14 protein-coding genes are annotated in these 14608 nt (G+C 61.8%); 7 read left to right on the top strand and 7 right to left on the bottom strand.

Translation table 11 applies throughout. From position 1 onward, the window contains the following. Position 1: 1 nt before the first annotated feature. The 3 genes from HB633_RS02245 to HB633_RS02255 all read left to right on the top strand — a co-directional run bounded on the left by HB633_RS02245 (position 2) and on the right by HB633_RS02255 (position 2858). Complete coding sequence (locus HB633_RS02245; protein WP_213776424.1) at positions 2-886, top strand: LysR family transcriptional regulator; 885 nt, start codon at positions 2-4, stop codon at positions 884-886. Between the two features lie 51 nt (positions 887-937). Then, on the top strand, positions 938-1324 hold the full coding sequence (locus HB633_RS02250) for a RidA family protein (RefSeq protein ID WP_213776425.1): 387 nt from the start codon (positions 938-940) through the stop codon (positions 1322-1324). Positions 1325-1403: 79 nt separating this feature from the next. Beyond that, positions 1404-2858: a DUF308 domain-containing protein gene (locus tag HB633_RS02255; RefSeq protein WP_213776426.1), complete on the top strand. Its 1455-nt coding sequence runs from the start codon at positions 1404-1406 to the stop codon at positions 2856-2858. Positions 2859-2881: 23 nt separating this feature from the next. Here HB633_RS02255 and HB633_RS02260 read toward each other — a convergent pair whose 3' ends face one another. Further along, positions 2882-4570 carry an acid phosphatase gene (locus HB633_RS02260; protein ID WP_213776427.1) on the bottom strand — a complete coding sequence of 563 codons (1689 nt, stop codon included), beginning with the start codon at positions 4568-4570 and terminating at the stop codon, positions 2882-2884. Between the two features lie 294 nt (positions 4571-4864). Further along, on the bottom strand, positions 4865-5683 hold the full coding sequence (locus HB633_RS02265) for a sulfite exporter TauE/SafE family protein (protein WP_213776428.1): 819 nt from the start codon (positions 5681-5683) through the stop codon (positions 4865-4867). Positions 5684-5866: 183 nt separating this feature from the next. Between HB633_RS02265 and HB633_RS02270 the strand changes: the two genes are divergently transcribed. Next, complete coding sequence (locus tag HB633_RS02270) at positions 5867-8203, top strand: amylo-alpha-1,6-glucosidase (RefSeq protein ID WP_213776429.1); 2337 nt, start codon at positions 5867-5869, stop codon at positions 8201-8203. A gap of 19 nt (positions 8204-8222) precedes the next feature. On the opposite strand, the gene HB633_RS02275 is transcribed toward HB633_RS02270, so the two are convergent. After that, entirely contained in the window at positions 8223-9404 is a 1182-nt protein-coding gene (locus HB633_RS02275; protein WP_213776430.1) for a 4-hydroxybenzoate 3-monooxygenase, read from the bottom strand. Positions 9405-9579: 175 nt separating this feature from the next. Between HB633_RS02275 and HB633_RS02280 the strand changes: the two genes are divergently transcribed. Together HB633_RS02280 and HB633_RS02285 are read left to right on the top strand one after the other, a co-directional pair. Beyond that, entirely contained in the window at positions 9580-10446 is an 867-nt protein-coding gene (locus HB633_RS02280) for a glucose 1-dehydrogenase (RefSeq protein WP_213776431.1), read from the top strand. Between the two features lie 48 nt (positions 10447-10494). Next, positions 10495-11016 (top strand): GNAT family protein, encoded by a 522-nt coding sequence (locus HB633_RS02285; protein WP_213776432.1) that lies wholly within the window; start codon positions 10495-10497, stop codon positions 11014-11016. 1 nt (position 11017) lies between these two features. On the opposite strand, the gene HB633_RS02290 is transcribed toward HB633_RS02285, so the two are convergent. Beyond that, positions 11018-12061 (bottom strand): aldo/keto reductase, encoded by a 1044-nt coding sequence (locus HB633_RS02290; protein ID WP_213776433.1) that lies wholly within the window; start codon positions 12059-12061, stop codon positions 11018-11020. 499 nt (positions 12062-12560) lie between these two features. Here HB633_RS02290 and HB633_RS02295 point away from each other — a divergent pair, with 499 nt between their 5' ends. Next, on the top strand, positions 12561-13520 hold the full coding sequence (locus HB633_RS02295; protein WP_213776579.1) for an AraC family transcriptional regulator: 960 nt from the start codon (positions 12561-12563) through the stop codon (positions 13518-13520). Between the two features lie 59 nt (positions 13521-13579). On the opposite strand, the gene HB633_RS02300 is transcribed toward HB633_RS02295, so the two are convergent. From HB633_RS02300 to HB633_RS02305, 3 genes are all read right to left on the bottom strand, one after another. Beyond that, positions 13580-13816, bottom strand: a complete 237-nt coding sequence (locus HB633_RS02300; protein WP_213776434.1) for a hypothetical protein — start codon at positions 13814-13816, stop codon at positions 13580-13582. Between the two features lie 60 nt (positions 13817-13876). Beyond that, entirely contained in the window at positions 13877-14002 is a 126-nt protein-coding gene (locus HB633_RS30740; RefSeq protein WP_156393308.1) for a hypothetical protein, read from the bottom strand. Between the two features lie 131 nt (positions 14003-14133). Beyond that, on the bottom strand, positions 14134-14565 hold the full coding sequence (locus HB633_RS02305) for a hypothetical protein (RefSeq protein ID WP_213776435.1): 432 nt from the start codon (positions 14563-14565) through the stop codon (positions 14134-14136). Positions 14566-14608: the final 43 nt, after the last annotated feature.

Below are 14608 nucleotides of genomic sequence, written 5' to 3' on the forward strand. Positions count from 1 at the left end.
GATGAAAACCACCACCGAGGAATTGCTGGCTTTCGTGACCGTGATCGACAGCGGTTCGATCACCGCCGCTGCGGAAGCCTTGCAACAAACGGTTTCGGGCGTAAGCCGGGCGCTGACCCGGCTCGAAACCAAGCTCGATTCCACGCTGATTCGCCGCACCACGCGTCGCCTCCAGCTCACCGACGAAGGCGAGCTTTTCCTCGTGCGCGCCCGTGCCATCCTGGCCGCGATGGAGGACGCCGAGGAGTCCATCGCCCGGCAGCGGCAACGCCCGGCGGGGCGCTTGCGGGTCGACGCGGCGTCGCCTTTCATGCTTCATTGCATCGTCCCGCATGTGCAGGCGTTCGCGGCGGCGTACCCGGAAATCGTGCTGGAATTGAGTAGCAATGAGCGGTTTGTCGACTTGATGGAACAGCGCGTGGATATCGCGATCCGGATTGGCGCGCTGCAGGATTCCACGCTGCACGCGCGTTCGCTGGGCAGCAGCCGGCTGCGGATTCTCGCGAGTCCCGGGTATCTGGCGGAGCATGGCGAGCCGCGTACGGTGGCGGAATTACGGGGGCATCGGCTGATTGGATTTACCGCGCCCGAGAGTCTCAACGACTGGCCCTTGCTCGATGACGACGCTCGTTTGCGGATCGTGCCGGACATTGCGGCGTCGAGTGGGGAGACCATGCGTCAGCTCGCTCTTGCCGACGGGGGTATCGTGTGTCTCGCGTCCTATATGACTCACGCGGACGTGACGAGCGGACGCCTTCGGACCGTCATGGACGGCGAGTGGCTCGACATCAGGCAACCGATCAGCGCGGTGTTCTACCAGAGTGCATCGATGGCCGGACGCGCCAAGGCCTTCCTGGATTTTCTGGCCGGATGGTTGGTGCTTTGAGTGGGTGGACGTATCCTCCCGTTTGACCTTTCTTGATAATTGAATCTCGCCATGCCAATTGAACGAATCAACGCCCCCGGCCTTCCGGTTCCCGCCGGCCATTACAGCCATGCCACGCGCGCCGGCAATTTGATCTGCGTCTCGGGCCAGTTGCCGATGCGCCCCGACGGCACGCATACCGGTGAACTGCCGTTCGAAGAACAGGCCCGGCAAACGCTGGAAAACGTCAGCACGGTCCTGGCAGCGGCAGGAGCAGGTTTGCAGGACGTGATCGAGGTGACCGTCTATCTGGTCGGCGTGGATCACTGGAAGGCGTTCAACGATATCTACGCAAGCCACTTCGGCGAGTGGAAACCCGCGCGGGCAGTGGTGCCGGTTGGCGCGCTCCACTACGGATATCTGATCGAGATCGCAGCGCGCGCCTGGGTTGAGAAGTAGATCCTGAGTTGGCGTAAGGCGGCATCGCTTTTATGATGGCCGGGTTGCATCGATCACGCGGGTCCACAAAGGTGACGTCATGATCCAACTCGTGTTGCTGCTGCTGGGCGTCGACTACCTACGCCGCCGATGGATAACGCTGGCACTCGCCGGCGCTATCTGGCTCGTGATCGGGGTGCTTGTTTTCATCGACGCCCTCGATGGCGTGCTCTACTTCCCGATCCGGTTTTTTGCGTGGCTGCTGCTGTTCGAAGGCCTGGCGACACTGATCGCAGCGGGCACGGGCGTTGGCGGCCAGCGCACGCTGCGTTATGTGAAAGGCGCGGCTTTCACGCTGGCGGCGTTGCTGATCATGGCGGGCCATCATCACGGCAACTTCGTGTTGTCGATGATCTTCGGCACACTTTTTCTTGCCGATGGCCTGCTGCAATCCGTCTCGGCGATCGTCGTTCGCTATAGCCGGTGGAGGATCGTGCTGGCACTGGCGATTGTCGAAATCCTGCTTGCGGTGTTCTTCTTCCAGCCGTATCCAACGCATTACGTGGGTACGGCGCCCTATGCCATTGGACTCGGACTCGCGTTCGGCGGCTGGAACCTGCTGCTGATCGCGCTTCGCGTGCGACGGATGGAAAGTTTGCCGCCCGAAAGCAAAAAGACACTGGCTCTTTCCGATGACGTCATTACCGACCCCGCCATTGCCGAGAAATCTGCAACCGCGAAGGCCGTGGCGAGCGCCGGCGCGACCGAAACCGATGCCCCGTTCGAATGGGACGGTCCGCCCGCCGCCGACGAAAAAGCCCTCACCGTGCACGTATGGACACCGGTGGGATCAGCCCGAGCGCAAGCGAACCGGCGGCTGATCGTGGACCGGTACATTGCAGCCGTCGATGCCAACGGTGTCATTTCAACTGGTCACGCGGCGCTTGAATCGCCGGAGGGTATCTACATCAGCCTGTATCCGGGCGTTGAAATCGATCGTTCGCCGGACGAGTTCGGCCGCATCCTGCGTGCGACGCGCGAGAACAACGTTCCCGGCGTGTTCCAGCCGGACTACCCGACGGAATCGAAGGCATGGTGCGAATCGACAACGCGCGTGCGCATCCGGAACTATCGTCCGGAGAGGCTCGACGCGTTCTGGGAGAAGTATCGGCAGGACCCGACTTACAACCTGACTTATCGCAACTGTTCCAGCACTGTCTCCAATGCGCTCGAAGCGGCTCTGGAAGGTACGGTGGGAACCTTCCACGGCCGCGATACCGGCTGGCGCGCGTTCCTTCGTTTGCTGGTCACGCCGGAGCTCTGGGTCGCGGCGCAGATCCGCAAACGCGCCGCGACGATGGCGTGGACGCCCGGCCTCACGCTCGACTATGCGCGGGCGCTGAGCATGCTCGCCGATCCCCGCCCGTTCAGCTACCTCAAGATGTCGCGCCTTGCGGTGCGCAAGATGCTGCGCTCGCGGCGCGAATGGAGACAGGAAGCGTCCGATGCCGCCGATGCCCGCGCGGGGCGCATGGACGGGTCGCGTGCTTCCTAGCGCCCGGCGATCCGCTCTTCGCTTCAGGCCAGGTCCAGTGCCGCCGTCAGATCGCCCAGCGGCGCTTCGCCATTTGCCGCGAACGCCCGGTCCCGCGCGACGACCCCGTCGAGCGGAACGAGATCGTGCACGCGCGTGATGAATCGCAGGATCGAGTTTGTGTCGTAGACCGTATGGTCGACCAGACCTTTCTTCGCAAACGGCGCAATCACGAGCGCCGGGATGCGCGATCCCGGTCCCCACCGGTCGCCCTTGGGCGGCGATACGTGATCCCACCAGCCGCCGTTTTCATCGTGCGTGATGATCACGACCGTGTTGTCCCATTGCGGTCCGCGCTGAATCCGCTCCACCACGTTCGCCAGATGCCGGTCGCCCGATTCGACGTCGGCGTAACCCGCGTGCATGTTCAGGTTCCCCTGCGGCTTGTAGAACGTCACGGGCGGCAGCCGGCCTGCGTCGATATCCGCGATGAACTTGTTCGTCGACGCATCCTCGCCCACGCCCGCGTCCCGCAAGTGCTGCGTGCGCGCAAGCGTCCCGGGCGCGAAGCTGCGGAAATAGTTAAAAGGCTGATGGTGATACTGGAAGTCGGGAATCATGCCGGTATCGGGGTGCGTAAGCGCGAACTCCCACGCGCCGCCGTACCACGCCCAATCCACCCCTTTGTCCGATAACCGGTCGCCGATGGTCGCGTAAGTCTGCGGCGGCAACACCTTGTGATTCGACGGATCGGCCAACGCCGGATCGCCGCCTTCGGCGGGCTTGACGTTGCTCGGCTGATAGGGCGGCGCCATGGTGTTGACGGCGTACCCGTCTGCGGTAAGCGCGCCGTCGTTCACATACGAGGGCGGCCCGTCCAGTGCCGACGCCGGCGAGTCAGGCGCGAGCTTGAGGCGCGTACCGAGCGGATCGTCGCCGTCGAGCGCGGACAGCAATTTCTTCGCTGGGCCGTTGTGCGCATCCGGATACAGCGGCGCCTGACCTGAGATAAGGAAGATGTGATTGAGCCAGGAGCCGCCAAACGCCGCCATGAAAAAGTTGTCGCACAGCACGTTTTGCTGCGCGATATTCCACAGCTTCAGCGACTCAGCCGAGTTGCGGTAGTGCCCCATCACCAGGCCGCCGGAGTCGCCCCACGCGGCAAACTGGTTATTGCGGCCCGCGTTGATCTGCATCTGGTTCTGATAAAAGCGATGCACGAGATCGCGCGTGATGACGCCGTTCGGCAGCGGTTTGCCTTCGGTATCGACAAGATGAAAGGGGCCGTTGGCAATGCCGTCGATCTGCTTCTCCGAGATCATGTAGCGCTTGCCGTCCACTTCCTGCGCTTGCGGCACGAGGCCGCCCCAGATTTTCGGCAGCACTGGCATTGGCGTGCGGCCGTCGCGATCAAGCTGCACATAACGCGACGCAGGCACGGCTTCGAGCGGATATTGAACGCCTGGGTAGTTGCCCCATAAATTGCTGAAGCTGCGATTCTCAGCGTAGATCACGACGATGTGCCGGACCTTCGCCTGCAACGCGCGGTCGAGCGCAAGGTCGGCGGCGGTTTTCGGCGCGTCAGGGCGTGAATCGAACAAGTGGCAGGCGCTCAGCGACAGGCCGCTCAGGCCGGCCAGACCCATGCCGGCGACCAGCAGCCGGCGGCGAAATGGATCCTGAGGCAAGTCGGATGCGGATTGCTCGTCACGCGGATCGTCGGTCTGGCTCATGCACAGGCTCCTTTTCGGTTCTCGACAAGGGCGCCTCTGCGGCTGCCCCGCGGGTCGATCGTGCGGAAATAGTGGCGAATTTTGGAAATCAGTGCAACGCAATCACACTGCTTTTCACTTGTCGTTCACCTGAATCGTGCACGTTTCGGCCATTTTTCGATAGCTGACCGATCGGCCTATGACGTGAAAAACAGATCACGGCCCGGGAAATGATCTCTTTGACACCTCATATGCCATTCGGCCGACTGGAAAGCGTCACGTCTGGCGACTACTATCGATCGAACTGCCCGGCAATCAGTTGAGCACGAGCTTTATGCCGACCAGGACGAGCGTCGCGGCCAGGAGGTTGCGCAGCAGGACTTCGGGCGCTCGTGCGGACAACAGGCTGCCAAGTACGATTCCCGGGAGCGAGCCCACCAATAGCGAGAGCAGGAGCGACCAGTCGACCGAACCAAGCAGCCAGTGACCGGTGCCGGCAATCAGTGTGAGCGGCACAGCGTGCGCAATGTCCGATCCCACGATGCGCGCTGTCGCGAGGCGCGGATAAAGCAGCAGGAGAACGGTAACGCCGATTGCACCCGCGCCAACCGAGGTAATCGACACCAGCACGCCGAGAATGGCCCCGGTCAGTACCGTCCAGGCCACAGTACGCATTTCGCGCCCGGCCGCGTCCGGTTCGCCGCGAGCCTCCCGGGCCATGCCGGTCTTGTAGGCGAGCCGTGCAAGCTGGGGGCGGAACACGAGGGACAGGGCGGTGCAGAGCAGCGCCCAACCCAGTACGAGCTGGATTACGCGTGCGGCCGCGGGCGTGTTCAGGCCGTAGCGGTGCAGAAGGAACAGGGTGATCGCGGCGGCGGGAATGCTTCCTGCCGCAAGCCGACCGGTAATGCGCCAGTCGACGGAACCCTTCAGGCCGTGGACGAGCGTGCCGGCAGACTTGGTCGCGGCCGCGTAAAGCAAGTCGGTGCCGACCGCCGTAGCAGGGTGAATGCCGAACAGCAGTACGAGCAGCGGGGTCATCAGCGAGCCGCCGCCAACGCCGGTCAGTCCGACCAGAAAGCCGACGGCGAGGCCCGAAGCCGAATAAAGTAGGTCGATATGTGGGAATGACATGCAGCCTGGAGAACCGGTTAGGTAAGCGTCTGTCGAAAAGCGGTCGATGATAGCGGGTCCGTAGCGCGCATGTCTGCGGTCTCGGCAAATTGATTCGCAGGCTCCGGCCGTACAATTCGCGGATAGTGGCTGATATGGCCGGGCAGGCCGAGTGTCCAGGCAACTCTTTTTCAGGAAGGTGTAATGGAAACGAAGGAACAACAGCAGGCAAATCAGGCGCTCGACGATCGAAAGGCCGCTGATGCTGGCCGTAGCCCCGCGCGTGACGATCTTCCCGACCCCGTGCGCAGCACGGTCGGGGTGCGCGAAGTTGCTCCAACCACGCCCGTCGCGGTCACTGACGGCGCGTTTATCGCAACGGAACACTCGAATTACGCGAACGAGCGCCAGTTCGTGCTCAAGGCGGGCAACACGTTCGTTGTCAACGACGCAAACGGCGATATCCGCGGCAATGACGACGGTCTTTTCGTCAACGATACCCGCGTGCTGTCGCAACTTCGCCTGACCTTCGGCGGCCGCGCGCCGTCCTTGCTCTCCGGTAGCGTGTCCAGTGACAACGCCGTTTTCACCGCGCACATGACCAACCGGCCGCTGCCGCCCATCGGTGGCGCGACCACGCCGGAAGGGGTACTTCACGTCGAGCGCCGGCGCGTGTTGTCGAGGCATGTGCTGCACGAAGCCATCGTGCTGACCAACTACGGCACGGAGCCCGCGACGGTGCCGCTTTCCATCGACTTTGCGGCCGATTTCCACGACATGTTCGAAGTCCGGGGTTCGACGCGTCCCAAACGCGGGGAAATGCGCGAGCCGTGCATCGAAAACGGCGAAGTGGTGCTGCGCTACACGGGGCTCGATGAAGTCGAGCGGACCGCACGCATCCAGTTTTCACCCGCGCCACATTCGCTCACGGTCAATCGCGCCGACTACGCGCTGCGAATCCAGCCGGAAACGGCGATGTCGATTTACCTGTCGGTCACGGCGCTTACGCATGCCTTGAGCGACGCAAGCGCAGAAAGCAAGAAGATCGCTGAGGAGGGCGCGGAATGCGCACCTGAATCGGGCCGCCCGGCGATTCGCGAGGCCTTGGTCGATGCCCACAGGCGCATGCGTGACAGGCGCCGTTCGGTCGCGCGAGTGCGTTCTAGTAATCCGCTCTTCAGCGAATGGATCGATCGATCGCTTGCCGATCTGGGCTTGCTGACCACCGACCTCGAAACCGGACCGTATCCGTACGCCGGCATTCCGTGGTTCTCCACGGCATTTGGCCGCGACGCGATCATCACGTCGCTGCAGATGTTGTGGCTCGATCCGTCTCTTGCGCGCGGCGTGCTGCGCTTTCTCGCTGCGAACCAGGCGCGCGAGGACTCGGCGTTTCGCGATGCCGAAGTCGGCAAGATCATGCATGAGACGCGCAACAGCGAGATGGCTGCGACCGGCGAAGTGCCGTTTGCGATGTACTACGGCGGCGTGGACAGCACGCCGCTGTTTGTCGCGCTCGCCGGGGCTTATGCCGAGCGCACGGGCGACACGGCGCTTATCGACGAATTGTGGCCTTCGCTGCAATTGGCTGCGAAGTGGATCGCGGGGCACTGCGACAAGAATGAATATGGCTTGCTGAGCTATCAGCGCGCAACCGAGCACGGGCTCGCCAACCAGGGCTGGAAGGATAGCCACGACTCGGTGTTTCACGCCGACGGCAGTTTCCCGGTCGGGCCGATCTCGCTGATCGAAGTGCAGGGTTATGCATCGACGGCATTCGCGACCATGGCCCGTTTTGCGCGGCAGCGCGGCATGCCGGAAGACGCGGCCTCTTTCGATAAACGCGCACAGCATATCCGCGAGCGCGTGGAGAGCATGTTCTGGATGCCGGAGTCGGAGTTCTACGGCATTGCTTTGGACGGCAAGGGCCAGTTGTGCAAGGTGTTGTCATCGAACGCAGGACACTTGCTGGCTTTCGATCTGGTTGAACGCAGCCGTGGCGAGGCCGTTGCGCGGCAACTGGAATCGACCCTGTTCCACACGGGCTGGGGCGTTCGGACGCTCGCGGCCGGCCAGCCGCGTTTCAATCCCATGTCGTATCACAACGGCTCGGTCTGGCCGCACGACACCGCCATGTGCGCAAGGGGTCTCGCACGATACGGCGATCGCGGCGGCGCGGTACGGTTGCTGCAGGCGCTGTTTGAATCCGCCGTCACCTTCGATATGCGCTTGCCCGAGTTGTTCTGCGGCTTCACGCGGCAGCGCGGTGAGCGTCCGATTGGCTATCCGGTCGCGTGTTTGCCGCAAGCGTGGGCGGCCGGTTCGCCGTTCATGATTCTTGAGGCGTGTCTTGGAATTGCAATCGACGCCGAGCGAGAGGAAGTGCGTATCGACCGGCCGCAACTGCCGGATGGTATCGATTGGCTCGAAATCGGCGAGTTGCGGGTCGGAGAAAAGACCGTATCGATAACCTTCCGGCGCGTAGGCGGACAGGTCGTGCCATCGGTGGAAGGCGACGTTCGTGTAGTGGCGGTTCTTTAACTTCTCTGCTGTTTAGCGCCTAAACCGCGACGCTGCCGACGTAGTTTTCGGCCAGCGCCGTGGCTGCGGCATGCGACGTTGTCACATGTTCGAGCTCGGCCACTTGCAGGCGTTGTTCGAACGGCGACGTGTCGTCTAGCTTGTGCAGCATTCTTGTCATCCACCACGAGAAATGCTCCGCGCGCCAGACACGTTTCAGCGCGGTTTCCGTGTATCGATCCAGCTGGTCGTTCGTGCCTTCTTCGTAGAACGCACGCAGGGCGGCGGTCAGCACGCGGACATCGGAGACGGCGAGATTCATGCCCTTTGCGCCGGTCGGGGGAACGATGTGCGCGGCGTCTCCTGCCAGGAAGAGCTTGCCGGATTGCATTGGCGTGGAAACGAAGCTGCGCATGCCGACAATGTTTTTCTGGAAGATCCGGCCTTCGGTGATCTGCCAGCCATCGTGCGTATCGACGCGGGCGTGCAGTTCGGCCCAGATGCGGTCATCGGACCAGGCATCGGCTGAATCTTTCGGGTCGCACTGGAAATACATGCGCTGCACGGTAGGCGAGCGGGTGCTGATCAGCGCGAAGCCGCGGTCGTGGCGCGCGTAGATCAATTCGTTCGATGAAGGCGGCGCTTCGACCAGAATCCCGAACCAGCCGAACGGATAGATGCGCTGGTAATCGTGCCGCTGTGCTTGCGGCATCGATCCTCGCGCAACACCCTGAGATCCGTCGCATCCGACTATGAAGTCGCATTCCAGCTCATGCCGGTCGCCTTCATGCGCGTACCTGATGCGCGGACGGCTTGTGCCGCCGGATTCGAAATCGTGCAACGACACATCGGACACGCCGAATTTCAACGCAGCGTCCGCCGCCACGCGCGCGGCGACAAGATCCTTGATGACTTCGTGCTGCGCGTAGACGGTGATCGAGTGACCGGTGAGTTCGGTCAGCGCGATGCGTCGGCGTTGCCCTTCGAATGCAAGTTCGAATCCGTGATGCACCGCACCTTCGGCTTGCATCCGTGCGCCGAGTCCGGCTTCGTTGAGCAGGTCCATTGTGCCTTGTTCGAGAACGCCGGCGCGGATAGTGGATTCAATGTCGCTGCGGTTTCTCGCTTCGAGTACGACCGACTCGATGCCGCGCAGATGCAGCAGATGAGAGAGCAGCAGGCCGGCAGGGCCCGCGCCGACAATTCCGACTTGTGTGCGCATGATTGTCTCCTGTGTTTTCATTTTGTCGGGACAGTCTGCGTTTGCCTTGTGTATCGCGCAACGCGATAGTGCGGATAAGCGATATTCCGATTGCAGATAAAGGTCACTGTCCGTCGCTGGGTCCGGTGCTTGCTGAGATTGAGTTCCCAGCCAATCACCACACGGAGCAACGCACATGGCCCAGATCTCCTACCCTAAACCGCCTTTCCCTGAGCAACCGCAAAACCAGCAACCAGGCCAGACTCGCCCGATGGATCCGCAGCCCGATCACGGCGAAATGACCTACAAGGGCTCGGGCAAACTCGCCGGCAAGATCGCGTTGATCACGGGTGCCGACAGCGGCATCGGCCGGGCCGTTGCGATCGCTTTTGCCCGCGAAGGTGCGGACGTCGCAATCTGCTACCTCAGCGAAGACGAAGACGCGAAAGAAACCGCGCGATGGGTCGAGCAAGCAGGGCGCAAGTCGCTCCTCCTGCCCGGCGATATCACCGATCACGCGCATTGCCGCGCGCTCGTGGCGAAGACCGTGGAGACCTTCGGACGCGTGGATGTGCTCGTGAACAACGCCGCGTACCAGATGACCTACGACAGTCTGGAAGACATCAGCGACGAAGAATGGGACAAGACCTTTTCGACGAACATCGGCGCAATGTTCCGGATCACCAAGGCCGCCGTGCCGCACATGCAGCCGGGCAGCGCGATCGTGAACACGACATCGGTGAACGCGGACAGCCCGAATCCCGGCTTGATTGCATACGCCACGACCAAAGGCGCAATCCAGAACTTCACGGGTGGCCTCGCCCAACTGCTGGCCGAGAAAGGCATTCGCGCGAACGGCGTGGCGCCGGGGCCGATCTGGACGCCGCTGATTCCATCGACCATGGACCCAGAGAAGGTCAAGAATTTCGGCTTGCAAGTGCCAATGAAACGGCCTGGTCAACCGGCGGAACTGGCGGCGGCGTATGTGTTGCTGGCATCGGACGAAGGGAGCTACATTTCGGGCGCGACGATCGCCGTGACGGGCGGCAAGCCGATTATCTAGGCGCGCGTGCGACACTACGAGCTCGCACTTTCCTCGAGCCGAACGTCCATGTCATTCACTGTCCGCCGTCTAACTGCCGCCGACGCCGCTGCGTATCGAGAACTGAGGCTGGAGGGCCTTCAGCAGCATCCCGATGGTTTTGGTTCAGCGTATGAAGACGAGGTCGACCAACCGCTTTCGTGGTTCGGCCAGCGCCTCACGGATGCCGCAGTATTTGGCGGTTTTTTACAGCAGAACGACGCGAGTGCAGCAAGTCTCGACGGCACCGCTGGCCTGGTCGTGCCGCATGGCGCGAAAGTAAAGCACAAGGGCGCGCTGTTCGGCATGTACGTGCGCCCGGTGGCGCGCGGAACGGGACTCTCAGCAGCAGTCGTGCAGGCCGTGCTGAATCATGCTCGCGGCGTGGTCGAGGAAATCCAGCTGACCGTATCGCCGGATAACGAGGCAGCGCTGCGGCTTTATCGGAAGGTGGGATTCCTTGAATATGCGCGCGAACCCCGGGCGTTGAAAGTCGACGGCAAGTATCACGATTCAGTGCTCATGACCTTGCCGCTCGACCTGAAAGGCTGAATCAGCCGTTCGATTCCTTCAACTGATTCAACCGGTACTCGCCCGTACGCGCCAGCATCCAGCCCGGATATTCGCTCGCGAGCTGACTGACTTCGTCGAGCGCGGCGAGTTCGTCGTCATTCAGCTTGACTTGCGTTGCGGCGATGTTGTCATCGAGTTGCTCGATCCGCTTCGCGCCCACGATCACCGTGGTCACCGCTTTCTGATGCAGGAGCCACGCGAGCGCGATCTGCGCGACCGTCACGCCCTTGGCTTCGGCCATTTTTGCCATGGCGTCGATGCAATCGTGAGCGCGCTCCATATTGACCGGCGGAAACTGGAAGTTTGTGCGGCGCCCTTGTTCGCTGGAACTGCCGTCGCGCTTGTATTTGCCGCTCAAGAGGCCGCCCGCAAGCGGACTCCAGACCATCAGGCCGACGTTTTCGCTCTTCAGCATTGGCACGATTTCGCGTTCGAGGTCCCGCCCGGCGATGGTGTAATAAGCCTGTAGCGACTCGAATCGCGCAAGGCCCAATCGCTCCGAAATTCCCAGCGCTTTCGCGATCTGCCAGGCCGCCCAGTTCGACACGCCGATATACCGGACATGGCCATGCTGCACGAGCGTGTCGAGCGCGCGCAGTGCTTCTTCCATCGGCGTGGCGGGATCGAAGCCATGCAACTGATACAAGTCGATGTGATCGAGCTGCAGGCGTTTCAGGCTCGCCTTCACACCATCGATAATATGAAAGCGCGACGCACCGCGTGAATTGACGCCCTTCGTGCCCGTTTCGCCGTGAATCTTGGTCGCCACGACGACATTTTCGCGTGGTACTTTCAGGTTTTTCAGCGCCTGGCCCGTCATGATTTCCGAAGTGCCGTCGGCGTAGACGTCGGCGGTATCGAGGAAATTGATGCCGGCGTCCAGCGCACGGCCGATGAGCTTGTCCGCGTCCGCCTGCTGCAGCCCGCCGATGTTCGTCCAGATGCCGCCTTCGCCAAAGGTCATCGTGCCGAGGCAGAGTTCGGAGACGAACAAGCCGGTATTGCCGAATTTTTTGTTGCGCATGCTGGGTTCCTTAGAATTCGTACTGGATCGAGCGGCCGGCGTGCGTTGCTGTTGTAAACGCCTTTAGCCTCGGCCGCGCGCGGGGCTTGCGTACCGAAGACCGAACGCCGTTCGGCGCGGTTTTAGCTGGCCGCGAGGATTCAGTATCTGCTTCTGATGTACCGGACGGCTAGCCTGATCCTGTCGGATCATTGCCCGATTCTGCAAACGCCGCGCACGGCTCTGGGCGAAAACGCCCGCGCGCGAGTAAGCTAAGTGGAATTCACCGGCAGCACTTCAAACGCCTTACGTGTCAGCAAACCCAAGCAAAACACGAGCAGACGAGCGATTGGATGCATATTCCATGCATCATTGAAGTCCGGCTGACGGTTATCCTTCTTTATCCCCGGCGCCGTTGTTGCCCGTTTTTCCCGTGCAGACGCCAACTCACTAATTGCGAATCATGGCCCTGAATGAGACGGCGGATTCCGCCATCGATCCATCGAATCACGCTGAACACATGAATCAGGCCGCGTACCGTGAACCCGTAAACGGTCATGACAATGCGCCGCTCGATCCAGGCCTGGATCACGCGCGCCTCGACCTGGTCGCCTTGCTCGAACGTCTCACGGCCGACCACGAAGGTTCGCACGAGACCGCGGTGAAAGGTTTGCACGTACACAGGATCGTGCATTGCGGTGGTCCGAGCCACGGCATGCAAACGCCGGCGCTCGGCTTGATCGCGCAGGGGTCCAAGCGGATCATGGTCGGCGACGAGTTGTACGTGTACGACCCAATGCACTACCTGGTTTCATCGGTGGATTTGCCGGTGATGGGGCAGGTGACCGGCGCGACCGAAGACAAGCCTTATCTTGGGCTCCGTCTTGACATGGACGTGGAGGAAATCACCGCACTGATCCGCGATGAAAGCCTGCCGCCGCCCACGCACGCCGACGCATCGCGCGGTCTTTACGTGAACCGGCTCGGCACGCCTATGCTCGACGCCGTCTTGCGGCTCTTGCGCCTGATGGACACGCCTGAGGACATCCCTATCCTCGCGCCCATGATCAAGCGCGAAATCCTCTACCGGCTCTTGATGAACGGCTCAGGCGCGCGCCTGCGCCAGATTGCGCTGCAGGACAGCCAGACGCAGCGCATTGCGAAGGCGATCATGATGCTGCGCCAGAACTTCGCCCAGCCGTTGCGCGTGGAATCGATCGCGCGCGACGTACATATGAGCGTGTCGTCGCTGCATCATCACTTCAAGGCGGTGACGGCCATGAGCCCGCTGCAATACCAGAAGCAGTTGCGGCTTCAGGAGGCCCGCCGGCTGATGCTGATCGACATGACCGATGCAGCCACGGCCGCGCATCGCGTGGGATATGAAAGCGCGTCGCAATTCAGCCGCGAGTACAGCCGGCTATTCGGCGCGCCGCCTTTGCGCGATACCCGCAGATGGCGCGATTCGGCCGGAGCGTAGGCCACGCCTGCAACAAAAAAGCCACCCGAAGGTGGCTCTTTTGACGCTACCCAGCGCGATCAATAGTACCGATGCGGCGGCGCATAGTGGCGGGGCGCGTGCCGGCGTTCCCACTCGCGGCGTTCCCAGTACCTGTGGCCATCGTAATAACGGTCGCCGTGCCAGCCGCGGCTGTCGACATGCACGTAGCCGGGGCGGAAGTGTTCATCGGCGGATGCCGCGTTCGATACACCAAGACTCGTCACGGCAGCAGCCGCAATCGATGCAAGCAACAGGCCTTTCTTGAGGTTCAACATGATGGTTTCCTTCGCGTTTTGTCAGTTATGAATCGCCGTTGATGCGTGGACAGGTCAGCTTCAGTAGCGGCCGCCGTAGTAGTCGCGGTGATGGTGATACCCGCCACCATCCGGCACGACGATGCAACCACCCAGTGAGCTGCCGACAAGGACTGCAAGTGCGGCAATAAGTGCTAATCGTTTCATCGGTTTCTCCAAGTGAATCCCGTGAAATCAATTTAGCAATTAGATAAATGACAAGCCGTATGCCTTTGTAAGGAAACGTATGCTGGGAAATATTTGGGAAAGGGTGTGAAAGGGCGCGTGCGCCCACACGGTTACCGAACGATCTGCGGCTTTACATTTGGCGTCAGCGATACACCCACCACGCGCCCGTCCTTCACACCGCAACGGCTGTCGAGGCGGGTCCATTGCGAATGGCCCCGCGTTTTCGCAAAGGCGCGCATGACGATCACTTCATCGACGGGAACCGGGTTGCCGGCGCTGAAGATGGTCGTCTCGTCGTCGATCTTCGCGTTCAGAACACGCCGGTCCGGCACGATGAAAGTGTCGTATTTCGGCGTGAGCGCGACCCATTTGTCGAAGGCGGCGACGCAACTGACTACCGGTTGCGGGACGTGCATGCGCGCGAGGTACGCGTAGTCTTCCCTGGAAGGATCCGGCGTTTCCTGTGCATGCACGGCAGGAAACAAAGAGGCGGTGGCTAACAATGCGATGACAACGGCGGGGGACGAACGGAGCTTTCTCATGCTGGCGATTTCTCGGTTTCCTCGTTACGCGCATCCACGTCGG

Source organism: Caballeronia sp. dw_276, assembly GCF_018449635.1.
Lineage (GTDB): Bacteria > Pseudomonadota > Gammaproteobacteria > Burkholderiales > Burkholderiaceae > Caballeronia.

Coding starts and splice junctions, on each gene's coding strand:
- HB633_RS02245 (WP_213776424.1), top strand. CDS start 2: ATGAAAACCACCACCGAGGAATTGCTGGCTTTCGTGACCGTGATCGAC.
- HB633_RS02250 (WP_213776425.1), top strand. CDS start 938: ATGCCAATTGAACGAATCAACGCCCCCGGCCTTCCGGTTCCCGCCGGC.
- HB633_RS02255 (WP_213776426.1), top strand. CDS start 1,404: ATGATCCAACTCGTGTTGCTGCTGCTGGGCGTCGACTACCTACGCCGC.
- HB633_RS02260 (WP_213776427.1), bottom strand. CDS start 4,570: ATGAGCCAGACCGACGATCCGCGTGACGAGCAATCCGCATCCGACTTG.
- HB633_RS02265 (WP_213776428.1), bottom strand. CDS start 5,683: ATGTCATTCCCACATATCGACCTACTTTATTCGGCTTCGGGCCTCGCC.
- HB633_RS02270 (WP_213776429.1), top strand. CDS start 5,867: ATGGAAACGAAGGAACAACAGCAGGCAAATCAGGCGCTCGACGATCGA.
- HB633_RS02275 (WP_213776430.1), bottom strand. CDS start 9,404: ATGCGCACACAAGTCGGAATTGTCGGCGCGGGCCCTGCCGGCCTGCTG.
- HB633_RS02280 (WP_213776431.1), top strand. CDS start 9,580: ATGGCCCAGATCTCCTACCCTAAACCGCCTTTCCCTGAGCAACCGCAA.
- HB633_RS02285 (WP_213776432.1), top strand. CDS start 10,495: ATGTCATTCACTGTCCGCCGTCTAACTGCCGCCGACGCCGCTGCGTAT.
- HB633_RS02290 (WP_213776433.1), bottom strand. CDS start 12,061: ATGCGCAACAAAAAATTCGGCAATACCGGCTTGTTCGTCTCCGAACTC.
- HB633_RS02295 (WP_213776579.1), top strand. CDS start 12,561: ATGAATCAGGCCGCGTACCGTGAACCCGTAAACGGTCATGACAATGCG.
- HB633_RS02300 (WP_213776434.1), bottom strand. CDS start 13,816: ATGTTGAACCTCAAGAAAGGCCTGTTGCTTGCATCGATTGCGGCTGCT.
- HB633_RS30740 (WP_156393308.1), bottom strand. CDS start 14,002: ATGAAACGATTAGCACTTATTGCCGCACTTGCAGTCCTTGTCGGCAGC.
- HB633_RS02305 (WP_213776435.1), bottom strand. CDS start 14,565: ATGAGAAAGCTCCGTTCGTCCCCCGCCGTTGTCATCGCATTGTTAGCC.